This is a genomic window from Aliivibrio fischeri (assembly GCF_009727955.1).
GTDB classification, from domain to species: Bacteria; Pseudomonadota; Gammaproteobacteria; order Enterobacterales; family Vibrionaceae; genus Aliivibrio; species Aliivibrio fischeri_A.
Genome location: NZ_WOBR01000004.1, coordinates 1,079,328 through 1,094,587, shown reverse-complemented (window position 1 = coordinate 1,094,587; position 15,260 = coordinate 1,079,328). Strand labels below are relative to the sequence as shown.

Annotated in this window: 16 protein-coding genes and 1 riboswitch; of the genes, 10 read left to right on the top strand and 6 right to left on the bottom strand. The window is 39.0% G+C overall.

Going from position 1 to position 15,260, the window contains the following annotated elements:
• Nucleotides 1–18 precede the first annotated feature (18 nt).
• Both luxO and GNP81_RS08335 read left to right on the top strand, forming a co-directional pair.
• Nucleotides 19–1,449: a quorum-sensing sigma-54 dependent transcriptional regulator LuxO gene (gene luxO / locus GNP81_RS08340; protein WP_155672694.1), complete on the top strand. Its 1,431-nt coding sequence runs from the start codon at nucleotides 19–21 to the stop codon at nucleotides 1,447–1,449.
• A 10-nt stretch (nucleotides 1,450–1,459) separates the two neighbouring features.
• On the top strand, nucleotides 1,460–1,795 hold the full coding sequence (locus GNP81_RS08335; RefSeq protein WP_336495430.1) for an Hpt domain-containing protein: 336 nt from the start codon (nucleotides 1,460–1,462) through the stop codon (nucleotides 1,793–1,795).
• Here GNP81_RS08335 and yvcK read toward each other — a convergent pair.
• Entirely contained in the window at nucleotides 1,784–2,662 is an 879-nt protein-coding gene (gene yvcK, locus GNP81_RS08330) for a uridine diphosphate-N-acetylglucosamine-binding protein YvcK (RefSeq protein WP_155672692.1), read from the bottom strand. The genes GNP81_RS08335 and yvcK overlap by 12 nt on opposite strands.
• Before the next feature lie 246 nt (nucleotides 2,663–2,908).
• Nucleotides 2,909–3,057, top strand: a riboswitch (molybdenum cofactor riboswitch).
• Here yvcK and moaA point away from each other — a divergent pair.
• The 4 genes from moaA (at nucleotide 3,046) to moaE (ending at nucleotide 5,217) form a co-directional block, all read left to right on the top strand.
• Complete coding sequence (gene moaA / locus GNP81_RS08325) at nucleotides 3,046–4,035, top strand: GTP 3',8-cyclase MoaA (protein ID WP_005418584.1); 990 nt, start codon at nucleotides 3,046–3,048, stop codon at nucleotides 4,033–4,035. Its footprint overlaps the riboswitch before it by 12 nt.
• A 12-nt stretch (nucleotides 4,036–4,047) precedes the next feature.
• The gene (gene moaC / locus GNP81_RS08320; protein ID WP_005418586.1) at nucleotides 4,048–4,527 is read left to right on the top strand and encodes a cyclic pyranopterin monophosphate synthase MoaC; all 480 of its coding nucleotides are present in this window, start codon (nucleotides 4,048–4,050) and stop codon (nucleotides 4,525–4,527) included.
• Nucleotides 4,524–4,769 carry a molybdopterin synthase sulfur carrier subunit gene (moaD, locus tag GNP81_RS08315; protein ID WP_065596382.1) on the top strand — a complete coding sequence of 82 codons (246 nt, stop codon included), beginning with the start codon at nucleotides 4,524–4,526 and terminating at the stop codon, nucleotides 4,767–4,769. The genes moaC and moaD overlap by 4 nt, the downstream gene beginning before the upstream one ends.
• Before the next feature lies 1 nt (nucleotide 4,770).
• Entirely contained in the window at nucleotides 4,771–5,217 is a 447-nt protein-coding gene (gene moaE / locus GNP81_RS08310; protein ID WP_005418591.1) for a molybdopterin synthase catalytic subunit MoaE, read from the top strand.
• A 93-nt stretch (nucleotides 5,218–5,310) separates the two neighbouring features.
• Here moaE and GNP81_RS08305 read toward each other — a convergent pair whose 3' ends face one another.
• The 5 genes from GNP81_RS08305 to cmoA form a co-directional block, all read right to left on the bottom strand.
• The gene (locus GNP81_RS08305) at nucleotides 5,311–6,276 is read right to left on the bottom strand and encodes an alpha-L-glutamate ligase-like protein (protein ID WP_005418593.1); all 966 of its coding nucleotides are present in this window, start codon (nucleotides 6,274–6,276) and stop codon (nucleotides 5,311–5,313) included.
• Nucleotides 6,277–6,279: 3 nt separating this feature from the next.
• Nucleotides 6,280–7,788, bottom strand: coding sequence for an inactive transglutaminase family protein (locus GNP81_RS08300; RefSeq protein WP_155673437.1), 1,509 nt, complete (start codon nucleotides 7,786–7,788; stop codon nucleotides 6,280–6,282).
• 108 nt (nucleotides 7,789–7,896) lie between these two features.
• The gene (locus GNP81_RS08295) at nucleotides 7,897–8,667 is read right to left on the bottom strand and encodes an ATP-dependent zinc protease family protein (protein WP_063655002.1); all 771 of its coding nucleotides are present in this window, start codon (nucleotides 8,665–8,667) and stop codon (nucleotides 7,897–7,899) included.
• A gap of 79 nt (nucleotides 8,668–8,746) precedes the next feature.
• Nucleotides 8,747–9,721, bottom strand: coding sequence for a tRNA 5-methoxyuridine(34)/uridine 5-oxyacetic acid(34) synthase CmoB (gene cmoB, locus GNP81_RS08290; protein WP_012532950.1), 975 nt, complete (start codon nucleotides 9,719–9,721; stop codon nucleotides 8,747–8,749).
• Between the two features lie 36 nt (nucleotides 9,722–9,757).
• On the bottom strand, nucleotides 9,758–10,486 hold the full coding sequence (cmoA, locus tag GNP81_RS08285) for a carboxy-S-adenosyl-L-methionine synthase CmoA (protein WP_155673438.1): 729 nt from the start codon (nucleotides 10,484–10,486) through the stop codon (nucleotides 9,758–9,760).
• A 386-nt stretch (nucleotides 10,487–10,872) separates the two neighbouring features.
• Between cmoA and aspS the strand changes: the two genes are divergently transcribed.
• The 4 genes from aspS to ruvB all read left to right on the top strand — a co-directional run bounded on the left by aspS (nucleotide 10,873) and on the right by ruvB (nucleotide 15,092).
• Nucleotides 10,873–12,648, top strand: a complete 1,776-nt coding sequence (gene aspS / locus GNP81_RS08280; RefSeq protein ID WP_065596387.1) for an aspartate--tRNA ligase — start codon at nucleotides 10,873–10,875, stop codon at nucleotides 12,646–12,648.
• A 152-nt stretch (nucleotides 12,649–12,800) separates the two neighbouring features.
• On the top strand, nucleotides 12,801–13,322 hold the full coding sequence (gene ruvC / locus GNP81_RS08275; protein ID WP_065603365.1) for a crossover junction endodeoxyribonuclease RuvC: 522 nt from the start codon (nucleotides 12,801–12,803) through the stop codon (nucleotides 13,320–13,322).
• 105 nt (nucleotides 13,323–13,427) lie between these two features.
• Nucleotides 13,428–14,051 (top strand): Holliday junction branch migration protein RuvA, encoded by a 624-nt coding sequence (gene ruvA / locus GNP81_RS08270; RefSeq protein WP_005418603.1) that lies wholly within the window; start codon nucleotides 13,428–13,430, stop codon nucleotides 14,049–14,051.
• A 27-nt stretch (nucleotides 14,052–14,078) separates the two neighbouring features.
• Entirely contained in the window at nucleotides 14,079–15,092 is a 1,014-nt protein-coding gene (gene ruvB / locus GNP81_RS08265) for a Holliday junction branch migration DNA helicase RuvB (protein WP_011261596.1), read from the top strand.
• Nucleotides 15,093–15,260 lie beyond the last annotated feature (168 nt).

Sequence of the window (15,260 nt, the reverse complement as noted above, 5' to 3'; positions counted from 1 at the left end):
ACCTTCAAGTTGGATTTGATGATACAAAAAAAATATTTGTTAATGGTAGAAGATACCGCTTCCGTTGCTGCGTTATATCGTTCTTATTTAAACCCGTTAGGTTTTGATATTGATGTCGTCGCTAAAGGTGTTGAAGCTATTGAGAAAATAAAATTAAGAACCCCAGATCTGGTGTTGCTAGATTTACGTCTGCCTGATATGACTGGTTTTGATGTATTGGCTGAAATTCGCAAAGATAACCAAAGTATTCCTGTGGTATTAATGACGGCTCATGGCTCAATTGATGCTGCAGTAGAAGCAATGCAACTAGGCGCTCAAGATTTCTTAATTAAACCATGTGAAGCTGACCGTTTGAGGGTTACGGTAAATAACGCATTACGACGTGCGCAAAAAGACCAGAAAGAATTCCAAGAGAACCCTAAAGATAGCAATAAACAGTATCAAGGGTTTATTGGTAGTAGCTCTCAAATGCATCAGGTTTATCGCACGATAGATTCCGCCGCACCAAGTAAAGCAACGGTATTTATTACTGGTGAATCAGGGACAGGTAAAGAGGTGTGTGCAGAAGCCATTCATGCGGCTAGTAAGCGTGGAGACGGGCCTTTTATCGCTATTAACTGTGCAGCAATTCCAAAAGATTTAATTGAAAGTGAGCTTTTTGGTCATGTTAAAGGTGCATTTACTGGTGCCTCAGTTGATCGAAAAGGTGCTGCCGAACAAGCTGATGGGGGGACTTTATTTTTGGATGAATTGTGTGAAATGGATTTGGATTTACAGACCAAATTATTGCGATTTATTCAAACCGGAACCTTCCAAAAAGTAGGTTCTTCTAAAATGAGTCGAGTAGATGTTCGATTTGTTTGTGCAACAAACCGAGACCCTTGGTTAGAAGTACAAGCAGGTCGATTTAGAGAGGATTTATATTATCGTTTGCATGTTATTCCCTTAACATTGCCTCCTTTAAGAGACAGAGGAAATGATATTATTGAAATTGGTCACTCAATCCTTGGGCACTTTTCACATGAGGAAGGTCGTGAATTTATCACATTTAGTCCTGAGGTTGTCGATAGGTTTTTGAATTACGATTGGCCTGGAAATGTACGACAATTACAAAATGTGATTAGGAATGTTGTTGTATTAAATAAAGGAAAGGAAGTCGAATTATCTATGCTTCCTCCTCCATTATCGTTAGATAGTAAGAGTGGTGTAAATATTGCATCTAATGTATCTATAAGCGATTCAACTAAGCCTACAGAATCTATTCTGCCTAGTAATAGGATCTTAGATAGTAAAGATCAAGAGACTATTATTCCGTTATGGCAATCTGAAAAACAGATCATTGAAAACGCAATTGAACTATGTGGTGGGAACATTCCACAAGCCGCTAAGCAATTAGAGGTTAGTCCTTCTACAATATATAGAAAACTACAGTCTTGGAATGAAAGATAAGGGGACTATCGTGAGTCAGTATGTTAATCAAATCGCTGTAAATCAATTAATGCAGGAAGTTGGAGATGAAAATATCCCTGTGCTTTTTGGTATTTTTTGTGATGAGTTAGATGATTTTATTGGGGCGCTTAGTAGTCATCCTGAAATTGATAAAGTAAGAGAAATTAGCCATTGTCTTAAGAGTAGTGCGGGCAGTTTTGGTGCAGATAAGCTTGCAACAATGGCAATTCATATTGAAGAAAAAGCAAAACAGAAACAAGAAAAATGGGTTGAGCGCAATATTTCTGAATTTGTAGACATTGCGCGTCAAACTGAGATTGCTTATCGAGAACTTTTACTTAAGTAGGTCAATAATCGCATCTTTTAACTTTTCTCTATCGTGTCGCCAATCATGATTTGGCGATGCGAGATCAGTCTTTTTGCAATCGTATTCTTGCTGCAATTCATGTAACTCTTTATCTGTTAGGATTATATCTACCTTTCGTCCTGAACATGCTCGTTCACACCATTCAAGCATCATTCTATGATCCATTTTACCTGCTGGACCAAATTCTTTAGATAGATTATCAATAAAAACGACTTTGGCTTTTTTGTTTGAATTAATGGCTTTTCCGATGCCTGGAAGTAAAAGAGGTGGCATGATGCTGGTTAAAAAGCTTCCCGGTCCAAGTAATATTAAATCCGCTTGTTTGACAGCATCAATAGCTTCAAGTGTTGCTGGTACTTCAGGGTCGAGAAACAAGCGTAAAGGAAGTTCATCCATTTCATCGACATTGGTTTCGCCAGATATTTTTCGTAAGTCTGAGGTTAATGCGCCCAAATCCGATGGGTGCTCGGACATTGGGATAATATGGGTTTCTACTTTTAGCATGTCACGAATTAGATTAATCGCATCTAATGGGCGAACACTTAAGTTATCCAACGCTGTTAGCATTAAATTACCTAGATTGTGCCCATGCAGTTCACCTTGACCTTTAAAACGATACTCAAACATCATCGAACTGATTGAAGGGTCCATAATTAGTTGATTGATACAATTACGAGTATCTCCCCAAGCAATACCGCCTTGGCATTCGCGTATACGGCCTGTAGAGCCTCCATTATCCGTAGTTGCAACAATTCCTGTTGCATGACTGCCAAAGTCACTCAACGCGGCGAGAACGCGTCCTAGCCCGTGGCCGCCACCAATAGCAACAATTTTATGTTCAATCATAGTTGTGATACTTAATTATGTAGTGATAGTTATTAAAGTGTGCTCGATAATGAAAATCAGGACAAGTCAGTATTGGTGAAATGATGAAGTTATCACAGATTACTTTAGTATTTATTATCGAATCGTTACCACTTTATAGATAGTTAGTCATAAATATGGGTTAAAAACGTCTGTAATAGCAAAAAAATTGGAAAAACAGATGAATATTGAGTATTTTAATAAGAGCACCAAACTGAAAAATCAGTATGGTTGCCATAACTCCGAGCTCAAGCTGCTAAGTTGTTTTTTAAGAAGCACTCAATATGTAGCGTGAGCCAGTGACAATTCGGTCACAAGGGTTTGTTTGGAAATGAACAAGCCTCCCGTGTTTGGAAAGGTGTTCCGTGGCGCAACAATTCGCAGATAATTTTGATCGTAAATTTTATTATTTACGATTATCAGTTACAGACGTCTGTAACTTTAAATGTACTTATTGCTTACCTGATGGTTATAAACCTGAAAATGGAAAGCGTGAGTCCTTCCTTGAACTTGATGAAATCGAACGTACAGTAAGTGCGTTTGCTCGTTGTGGTACGTCAAAAGTACGTATTACAGGGGGAGAACCAAGTCTTCGTAAAGATTTCACTGATATTATTCGTACTGTTGCCTCTCAGCCTGGTATTACTAAGGTTGCAACTACTACCAACGGTTATCGTATGGAAAAGCACGTTGCAGAATGGAGAGAAGCAGGTTTAACCGATATTAATGTGAGTGTTGATAGTTTAAATCCACATATGTTTTATCAGATCACTGGCGAAAATAAATTTGCTGAAGTGATGGCTGGTATTGATAAAGCTCTTGAAGTTGGTTTTAAACAAGTCAAAGTAAATACCGTATTATTAAAAGATCTCAATAGCACCGAACTTCCTTTATTTTTAAAGTGGATTCAAACTCGTCCAATTCAATTACGTTTTATTGAATTAATGCAAACGGGTGAAATGAATGATCTATTTAAAAATCATCATCAATCTGGTGTGTCTATTCGAAATCATCTTATTGCCAATGGTTGGTTATTAAAAGCTCGTGGCGAAAGTGATGGTCCTGCTCAGGTATTTATTCATCCTGATTACGTGGGTGAAATAGGACTTATCATGCCGTATGAAAAAGATTTTTGTCAGAGTTGTAACCGACTTCGTGTATCGGCAAAAGGTAAATTACATATGTGCTTATTTGGTGATTATGGTGTGGATCTTCGCGACTTATTACAACAAGATTCCCAACAAGATGAATTAATCCAACGAATTCAAACTCAGCTAGATAATAAAGCTGAAGGCCACTTTTTACATGATGGCCATGCAGGAATGACCCCTCATTTAGCCTCTATTGGCGGATAATAAAGAAGAATTATGTCAAATTTTACTCATATTAATGCCTCTGGTGAGGCAAACATGGTTGATGTTTCTGCGAAACAAGAAACCGTTCGTGAAGCTCGTGCTGAAGCCTTTGTTCACATGGCTCCTGAAACTCTGGAACTTATTGTTTCTGGTTCTCACCATAAAGGTGATGTTTTTGCCACAGCACGTATCGCAGGTATTCAAGCAGCCAAAAAGACGTGGGATCTTATCCCACTTTGTCACCCTTTATTACTTTCTAAAGTTGAAGTTCAACTTGAAGCGATTGAAGCGGAAAACATGGTTCGAATTGAGTCTGTATGTAAGTTAGCGGGTAAAACCGGTGTTGAGATGGAAGCATTAACTGCTGCATCTGTTGCTGCGTTAACCATCTATGACATGTGTAAAGCGGTCCAAAAAGATATGGTTATTGGTCAAGTTCGTCTATTAGAAAAGACGGGTGGTAAATCTGGACACTTTAAGGCGGACGCATGATTACAGTATTATTTTTCGCGCAAACAAAAGAGTTAGTTGGTACTGACAAGTTGGAATTATCTGGTGAATATGCAACAGCTGAAGCAATTCGTCAGGAATTAAGTCAAAAGAGCGATAAGTGGGATTTAGCGTTAGAAAAAGGCAAGCTGCTTGTTGCTATTAATCAAACGATTTCAAGCTTAGACTCTGCTGTTTCTGATGGTGATGAAGTCGCTTTTTTCCCACCAGTAACAGGTGGTTAATATGATTTCTGTTCAAGAGCATGATTTTAACGTTGGTGATGAATATCAATTACTAGCGGAAGGCACAGCAGCCGGCGCTGTAGTTACTTTTATTGGTAAAGTTCGTGATATGAACCTAGGTGATGATGTTACAGGTCTATCTTTAGAACATTACCCAGGAATGACTGAGAAGTCGCTTAACGATATCGTTGCACAAGCTAAAGAGCGCTGGCCTCTACTTAAAGTGAAGGTGATTCATAGAGTAGGTGACTTAGAACTTGGCGATCAAATTGTATTTGTGGGTGTATCAAGTGCTCACCGCGGTGCTGCGTTTGATTCTTGTGAATTCATTATGGATTACTTGAAAACCAATGCTCCGTTCTGGAAAAAAGAGCGAACAACAAAAGAAGTGCGCTGGGTTGAATCTCGAGATACGGATAAAACTGCGGCAGAGCGTTGGGAAAAATAGACGTATAAGAACTGAATCATAAAGAAAAAGGGAAGACAGCATAAGCTCTCTTCCCTTTTTTAATCCTATAAGCTCTACAAGTAGAGCTATATATTATTTGTTATAAATCCCAAATTGCTCCATTGCATAAGCTACACGAGCTTCAGGAGTAGGGTAAGGAACGGTTTCTTCTAAGCTCTCAATATGCTTAAGTCTAGGTAATAAGCCTGTTCCGTTAGCTATTTGAATTGCAAGCCCAGGACGAGCATTCAGTTCTAGAACCATAGGGCCATATTCTTTATCAAGAACCATATCTGTCCCCATATAACCCAAACCTGTCATTTCCCAAGCACTTGATGCGAGCGTTAATAGCTTTTCCCAATGAGGCACTTCAAGTGTACTGAGTAGCTTACCCGTATCAGGATGGGTTTCTACTGGTAAATCAAACTGCACTGCGCGTACTGCTTTACCTGTACCAATATCAATACCAACGCCTACGGCTCCTTGGTGAAGGTTAGCTTTACCATCAGAATCTGATGTTGATAAACGCATCATCGCCATGACAGGGTAGCCCTTAAATACGATAATTCGTACATCAGGAACACCTTCATAACTAAACCCATCAAAAACATCATCAAATTGGATTAAGTTTTCGATAACCGCAACATCATTCTTACCACCCAATGAGAAAAGACCTGCAAGGGTATTGGTAATATGGCGTTCAACATCTTGTTTTGATGCTTCTGCACCAGATGGTTTTGTATAAACACCATCCTTGTGAGAGGTAACAACAAGGATGCCTTTACCACCACTCCCTTGGGCTGGTTTAATAACAAACCCAGGCCAATCTTTAACGATATTATGGATGTTTTTAACTTCAGCTTGGCTATCAATCACACCAATTAGCTTTGGAACTGTTGCTCCTGCTTTTTCGGCAATGATCTTGGTTTTTAATTTGTCATCAACCAATGGGTATTTGCTTCTGTCATTGTAACGGCCAATGTAGCTGCCGTTACGTTGGTTCATACCCATAATGCCTTTTGCTTTTAGTTTTGACGGAGAAGTAAATCTACTAAACATAGGTTAGTCCTCCGCTAATGGCTTAAAGCGACGAAGCTCACTTAGTCGGTAGCCTGTGTAGTTACCTAGCATCAGGATAAGTGCAAGTATAATTAGCTGTATACCAATGAAGTTAAATGTAAGGTGTTGTACAAATGGGTTTGTCATTGCGATATAAATAATTACCGCTGTTAGTAATGAACCACCGCCTTGTGTAGCAACTTCTTTCCAACCTTCCTCTTCCCAAAGGATAGACATACGTTCAACAGTCCAAGATAGAATGATCATTGGGAAGAACGTAATACTTAGACCCGCTGTTAATCCAATCTTGAATGCAACGATAGTAAACAGAGAAATGATCATAATAACCGTGATGATAACGGCTGAGATCCTGGCAACTAAGAGTAAGTTAAGTTTTGATAAGTAACTTCGGATAATTAAACCAGTACCAACAATTAGCAAGAAACCTACAATACCTGTTACTAATTGTGTTTGTACGAATGCAACAGCAATCAGAACTGGCATGAAAGTACCAGATGTTTTTAAACCAATAATGATTCTTAAGAAAACAACAATCAAAGCACCAATTGGAATCAACATGATGGTTTTAAACATCGATTGTTCTTCAAGAGGTAGGCTGTGAATTGAGAAGTTTAATAAGTTATCTGCTTCTACTTTTTTATCCGTAGCTGCTGCAGGTGAAATTTCCTGTGCAATCATTGAGAAATGAATTTGACTGTTTTTACCGCCAACAACATCTAGTAATGAAACGTTAGTCTCATCCCAAAGAAGTAGATTCGATGGTTGACCTTGTTCACCAGTTTCTGGATTAAACAGTTTCCAGTGTTCACCGCTCCACACTTCAATCATATGTTGAACTGATTGGCGGCGGCGACCATCTTCTAACCAAAGAGTACCAACCACTTTATTATGGATGTTCTCAAAGCTAAGTAGTTTTGAAATTGCTTGTACTTTAGTTAAGTCATTTAGAAGCAACGATGCATTTTGGTTATCATTATCATTAAACTGCTTAATAAGCTCACGAGTTAGTGTAATGTCATTAGAAGAACGTTGACGCGCTTGTTCTAGTAATGAAATTGCTGCTGCTTCATGTGGTCCTTCAAATGTTACCGCTTCTGGCTTCTCTGTTTTAGGTGGCTCAATCGTTGCACTAGCTTGAGGGTCAACTAAAATTTGAGTTTTGTAATACAGCGTTTGAGGTCCATCGGCTTGACGAATTGTCCATTCAGCTCGACGTCCATGTTCTGTCGTTAGATAAGCAATACCATAGCCTGGAGATGAAGCACTTTCATCGACAATAGTAAAACCGGTTTGAGTTTGTGGAGCAGCCATAGAAACCTTAACAGGTTTATTTATAGCATCAAATTGAATACGGGCTTCAACATCCCATACTTGGCTTCTTTCTCCTGGAGTCCAAGGCACACCATATGAGTCATGGCGAAGCCAGCTCAATGTAAGTCCTGCAACAATTAATAGCGAGATAAGAAAATAAAAAGGCACTCTTGATGGCATAACGTCCTCATTGTAATGGCATAAGTGGAAGATAATTATAATTGTAATTCATGCGGTAATTTATGCTACTAAGATATTGAATAAATTACCGCTTATTTGAGGTAGGAGCTATTTTTTGCTTTGAACGAATTCTTTGCTGACATCAACAACAGCGATATCTTGAATAAACTCACGACCTAATAAAACAGAATGGGTCATGTGAGATCGATCTGCAAGAGTAAATTGAACTTTTTCATGAATTGCACCAAGTTTGATCCATAATTCAACTACTGGACGACGTTCTGCATCATCTGCTGTTGCTTGACGAATTTTTACGTTGCGAATAACTGGTGCTGTAATCCACTCCAATTTACCATCGTCAGCTTTTACGTCTTGGTTTACTAGATGGAATCGAACCCATTGGCTACCATTGCGTTCAAATTCTTGTAAATCAACTGCATTTAAAGAAGAGGTTGTAGCACCTGTATCAATACGAGCGGTAAATGCTTGTTTAATATCAGCGATTTCAACGTTTTCAATAGCACCAAGCACAATAGTGTCTTTTAAAGCTTGAGATTGCATAGAAACAGGAAGCGGGGCAAGACGTTTTTTCTTAGATGTTGCGACTCTAATGCTGTTTTGAATTTTTGTTTGCTCTGAACGAACAATAGATAATTCTTCAGAAACGTTAGATAACTCTTTTTCTAATGTAGAAATGTAGTCATTTTGAGTCTCAATTTTTGTTTCCATATTATCCAAACGAGTGTTTAGATTGGTTTCCATTGATTTAATTGCAGCGACGGTTTCTGAATTGTCTGAAGCTAAAGGTTGAGTTTGTTGTGTAAGAGCACAGCCAGAAAGGCTTAAAACTGCAACCAGTGGTAGAATTCGTTGGATCATTTTATGTTCCGTTGAGTTAAATTAACATGTGCATAATAACGATAATAAATGAGAGCGAATAGCCCTCAAATGTTAAAGTTTAGTCAGGTTTCTTTGCTATTAAAATCGCACGTTTTGGTGCTGGGTGACCTTCAATGGTTTTTGTTGAATCATTTGGGTCTAAGTATTCAGGTAGAGAATTATGTTTCATCCATTCAGTAGAGCGTTGCTCGCCTGTTGTTGTTACACATTCATCTACTATTTTTACATCAACAAATCCCACACTCTCTAACCATACTTTTAGTGCTCTAGCTGATGGGAAGAAGTATACATTGCGCATTTGAGCGTAGCGATCAACAGGCATTAATACTGCGTTTTCGTCGCCATCAATAACTAATGTTTCTAGAACCAATTCACCACCAGCAACTAATTGGTTTTTTAGTTGAATTAGATGATCAAGTGGAGAACGACGGTGATATAACACACCCATGCTAAATACGGTGTCAAAAGCGTTCAATTCAGGGAGTTGTTCAATTCCTAACGGTAATAGGTGAGCACGTTGGTCATTCCCCATTAGTTTGCGAATAGCTTCAAACTGGATTAAAAACAGGTGTGATGGGTCAATACCCACACACAAACGTGCTTCTTCACCAAGCATGCGCCACATATGATATCCGTTACCGCAGCCAACATCTAAAACTGAACGATTTTTTAGTGGCGTAATGTGAGGTAGCAAACGATCCCATTTCCAATCTGAGCGCCACTCTGTATCAATGTGAATATCATGAACAGTAAATGGACCTTTACGCCATGGGTGGAAAGTTTGTAGTAAGTTCTCTAATTTTTTGCGCTCGCCATCAATGAGAGGAGTGTTATTAGATAGTGTAACTGATGATTTTAAGTCAATATTATCAGCACATCCCTCTGGGATTTTTTTCAACGCTTTTATCCAACGTTCAATATCACCGTGTTCTGCATTCTGCCAGTCGGTTAGTTGCTGTGGCAATGTATTTAACCAAGGTTGAAGAACGGTATCTTGGGCTAGAAGTTGATAAAAATTAGCAAAATTAAACATAAATATCTTTATATAGGTTGGTAATAATAAAACAGGTTATTTGATGGCAAACATTGAACCGAAGTTAAAACATTGAAACCACACTTCAGAGCTTTTAAAGCCAATTTCATTAAAGCGTTTTTTATGCACATCAATAGTGTCAGGTAGCATCACGTTTTCAATAGCACTGCGTTTTTGACTTATTTCTAATTCGCTGTAACCATTCGCACGTTTAAAGTCATGGTGTAGGTCAATCAGTAATTCGTTGGCATTTTCATCTTCAAAAATGTACTTTTCAGATAAAATTAAAATGCCGCCAGGGCGTAAACCGGCATAGATTTTTTTAAGTAAAGCGTGACGGTCTGCAGGTGCTAAAAATTGTAATGTAAAATTTAACACTACAACAGAAGCGTCTTGAATCTCCACGTCACGAATATCGGCCTCTAGAATCGTTACTGGCGTGTCAGAACGGTAAGCGTTAACAAGTAAACGACAACGTTCAACCATAGCTGATGAGTTATCAACGCCAATGATCTGACAACCTTCTTGATTAATACTTCTGCGCATTGAAAGCGTTGCAGCACCAAGAGAACAACCTAAGTCATAAACATTTGAATGAGGTTTTGCATAGCGTTCTGCCAGCATACCGATAGCAGAGATAATATTGCTGTAACCTGGAATAGAACGTTGGATCATATCAGGGAATACTTCAGCAACTCGTTCATCAAATGTGAAATCACCAATTTTGTCGATTGGTGTTGAAAAAATAGTATCAGGGTTAGCCATGGGACTCTCACTAAGGCTTGGTTATGACATCCATACGAAATTCATACAACTCTAGGTAAATATTGAATTCTACTTACCTAGAACGGCATGATTCATAGCACTCCAGCTTATGATGACGCTATTGTAGTGAATTCTTGAGTTAATGTCTTTAGGGCAATGAAAATTGAAAGTGAAGTTTTTCAGATAGGTAACAGACTTGAAGTTACTTGGGTATACGTTATTTTTCCTTTATAATATCGGCATATTTTTGCGTTTTGTATATTAATTCAGCAGATTGGCTGGTAAATACGTCATTTAAGCAAGCGTGAATAGAATTATGAAAAATGCAGCACTCCTTTTTCGCTGCATTTACTATTGAACATGTATATTAGATTGGGAAAATCATCATGCGCACCCATTACTGTGGTAACCTGAACAAGTCCCTTGCAGGGCAAACTGTAGAACTTTGCGGCTGGGTAAACCGTCGCCGTGATTTAGGCGGTCTTATCTTTATTGATATGCGAGATCGTGAAGGTATCGTTCAGGTAGTTGTTGACCCAGATATGAAAGACGTATTTGAGGTTGCAAGTCAACTGCGTAATGAATTCTGTATCAAATTTACTGGTGAAGTACGTGTTCGTCCTGATAGCCAAGTAAACAAAGATATGGCTACTGGTGAAGTTGAACTTCTAGCTACAGGTCTTGAGATCATCAACCGCTCTGCGGCACTTCCATTAGATTTCAATCAAACAAACTCAGAAGAACAACGTCTGAAGTATCGTTACATTGATTTACGTCGCCCAGAAATGAGTGACCGTATCAAGTTACGTGCTCGTGCATCAAGCTTTGTTCGTCGTTTCTTAGATGAAAACTTATTCCTAGACATTGAAACTCCAGTATTAACGAAAGCAACGCCAGAAGGTGCTCGTGATTACTTAGTACCAAGCCGTGTTCATAAAGGTAGCTTCTACGCTCTACCACAATCACCACAGCTATTTAAACAATTGCTAATGATGTCTGGTTTTGACCGTTACTACCAAATCGTAAAATGCTTCCGTGATGAAGATTTACGTGCCGACCGTCAACCTGAATTCACTCAAATCGATATCGAAACCTCATTCATGACTTCTCAAGAAGTACGTAATGTGACTGAGCGTCTTGTTCACGATATGTGGAAAGAGCTTTTAGATGTTGAACTTGGCCAATTCCCTGTAATGCCATTCTCTGAAGCTATGCGCCGTTTTGGTTCTGATAAACCAGATCTTCGTAACCCACTTGAGCTAGTTGATGTTGCTGATCTAGTTAAAGACGTAGACTTCAAAGTGTTCTCAGGTCCTGCAAATGATGAAAAAGGTCGTGTAGCTGTTATCCGTGTACCTGGTGGCGCTTCATTATCTCGTAAGCAAATTGATGAGTACGGTAACTTTGTAGGTATCTACGGTGCGAAAGGTCTAGCTTGGATGAAAGTGAACGATCGTGCTGCGGGTTTTGAAGGTGTTCAATCTCCAGTTGCTAAATTCTTAAATGAAGAAGTAGTAAACGCAATTCTTGAGCGTACTCAAGCTGAAACTGGCGACATCATCCTATTTGGTGCAGATAAAGCTGGTATCGTATCTGAAGCTATGGGCGCACTACGTCTTAAGTTAGGTACTGATCTTGAACTAACAGATACGTCTGCGTGGGCTCCATTATGGGTTGTTGATTTCCCAATGTTTGAAGAAGACGGTGAAGGTAACTTGCATGCAATGCACCACCCATTCACATCTCCTTTAGGTGTTTCTGCTGAAGAGCTACAAGCAAACCCTGCTGCAGCTAACTCTGATGCATACGATATGGTAATTAACGGCTACGAAGTTGGTGGTGGTTCTGTACGTATCCATAATGCAGAAATGCAAACAGCGGTATTTGGTATCCTAGGTATCGAAGCTCAAGAACAACAAGAGAAATTTGGTTTCCTACTTGAAGCTCTAAAATACGGTACGCCGCCACACGCTGGTCTTGCGTTCGGTCTTGACCGTCTAGCAATGCTACTTTGTGGTACAGAAAACATCCGTGATGTTATCGCGTTCCCTAAAACAACGGCTGCAGCATGTCTACTTACAGACGCTCCAAGCCTAGCAAACCCTGCTTCTTTAGAAGAATTGGCGATTGCTGTTAAACTTGCAGAGAAAAAAGACGCATAATTAGCGTTTAACTCTTTGTAAAAAATGCCCGTATAAATACGGGCATTTTTGTATCTATACTATGTAAAGTGAGACAGCTCTTTATTACTAATACCTTGAGTTTATAGTGGTATCTAGCTAATATATATGTATAAATAATCAGTGGTTTTTATATGTCCATCATTTTAGGGATTGATCCCGGCTCACGTATTACTGGATATGGTGTTATTCGCCAGAATGGCCGTCATCTGCAATATCTTGGCAGCGGTTGTATTCGTATGTCTGAAAAAGAACTACCTGGTCGATTAAAGCAAATTTATGCGGGGGTTTCTGAAATCATCACGCAATTCCAACCTGATGTGTTTGCGATTGAACAAGTATTTATGTCAAAAAATGCTGACTCAGCATTAAAGCTTGGCCAAGCAAGAGGCAGTGCAATTGTCGCCGCGGTGAATGCAGACTTACCCGTTTACGAATATGCAGCTCGTTTAATTAAGCAAGCAGTAACAGGGACGGGGGCTGCTGATAAATCTCAAGTTCAACATATGGTCATGAGTATGCTGAAATTACCGGCTAAACCACAAGCCGATGCCGCTGATGCATTAGGCGCAGCTATTTGTCATGCAAATACCAATAAAACATTAATTGCGCTAGCCGGAAAAGCAACGGGTGCACGTCGTGGGCGTTATAGATAAAGAACACCAGTGTCGCTTGTTATAAATTCTCATTTCTTTTACTGGATATCTATCCAGTTCTTTATTACTATCTTAACTTATTATTTATTTTAAAGAGTATCTATTGTGATTGGACGTCTTCGCGGAAATTTATTAGAAAAACAACCACCAGAATTATTAATTGAAGTGAGTGGTATTGGCTATGAAGTACAGATGCCAATGAGCTGTTTTTATGAATTACCAGAAGTGGGTTCGGAAGCCATTATTTATACTCATTATGTTGTACGTGAAGATGCACAGCTACTATATGGTTTTAATACTAAAAATGAACGAGCGTTGTTTCGTGAAGTAATTAAAGCAAATGGTGTTGGTCCTAAACTGGGCTTAGCTATTCTATCTGGAATGACGGCAGCGCAATTTGTGCAAAGTGTTGAACGTGAAGATATCTCAACTTTAGTTAAGTTGCCGGGTGTTGGTAAAAAGACAGCGGAAAGACTTGTTGTTGAAATGAAAGATAGATTAAAAGGATGGGGAGCGGGTGATCTGTTTACGCCAGCGACCGATGCAGCGCCAATGGATGATGGTTCAGAGTTCATTACTTCTCCACAAAGTGCTGTGGATGAAGCGGTTAGTGCATTAATTGCATTAGGTTATAAACCTCAGCAAGCATCTAAGACTGTTTCTCAAATTGCTAAGCCGGACATGACCAGCGAAGTATTGATCCGTGAATCATTAAAGTCGATGATTTAATCATCTTCTAATTGTTGAGTACTTATTATGATTGAAGCTGATCGTTTAATTGCAGCAGATAACCCAACTTTTCGTGAAGAGGATGTGATTGATAGAGCCATCCGTCCTAAAAAGCTAGATGATTACCAAGGCCAAGACCATGTTCGTAGCCAAATGGAGATTTTCATTAAAGCTGCACAAATGCGTGAAGAAGCACTAGATCACTTACTCATTTTTGGCCCTCCAGGTTTAGGTAAGACAACATTAGCCAATATTGTAGCTAATGAGATGGGCGTAAATATAAGAACGACATCAGGACCTGTTCTTGAAAAAGCAGGGGACTTAGCTGCATTACTAACTAATTTAGAAGAAAACGACATTTTATTTATTGATGAAATTCATCGTTTAAGTCCTATGGTTGAAGAAGTGCTTTATCCTGCGATGGAAGACTATCAACTTGATATCATGATAGGTGAAGGCCCTGCAGCACGTTCAATAAAGATAGATTTACCTCCGTTTACTTTAATTGGTGCAACGACAAGGGCTGGGTCATTAACATCGCCGCTTCGTGATCGTTTTGGTATTGTCCAACGTTTAGAATATTACAAAGTAGAAGATCTTCAGCATATTGTTCAACGCAGTGCGGATTGTTTGAATTTATCCATGGAATCTGAAGGTGCATTAGAAGTGGCTCGTCGTGCACGCGGTACCCCACGTATTGCCAACCGTTTATTACGTCGTGTTCGTGACTATGCTGAAGTCATGAGTGACGGGAACATTTCATCTGAGATTGCTGATAAAGCGCTTAATATGCTCGATGTGGACGTTCGTGGTTTTGATTACATGGACAGAAAGTTATTGTTAGCTATTATGGAAAAGTTTGATGGTGGGCCTGTTGGTTTAGATAATATTGCAGCAGCCATTGGTGAAGAGCGTGATACCATTGAAGATGTTATTGAACCTTATCTCATTCAGCAAGGCTATCTGCAAAGAACGCCTAGAGGACGAATTGTATCTGATAGAGCGTATCTACATTTTGGGATTGATAAGCCTGATAAATAGATTTAGTTACAGTATTAATATGTTTACACAGTCTATTAATATTAAAAATTGATTTAAGTGAAAGCGAGTGATCAAAATCACTCGCTTTTTCGTATATTGATTATTGAAAGTGTGAAAAACGAACACTTACTAAAAAATAAATGTAATTAACTTACAATTTTGAGACAA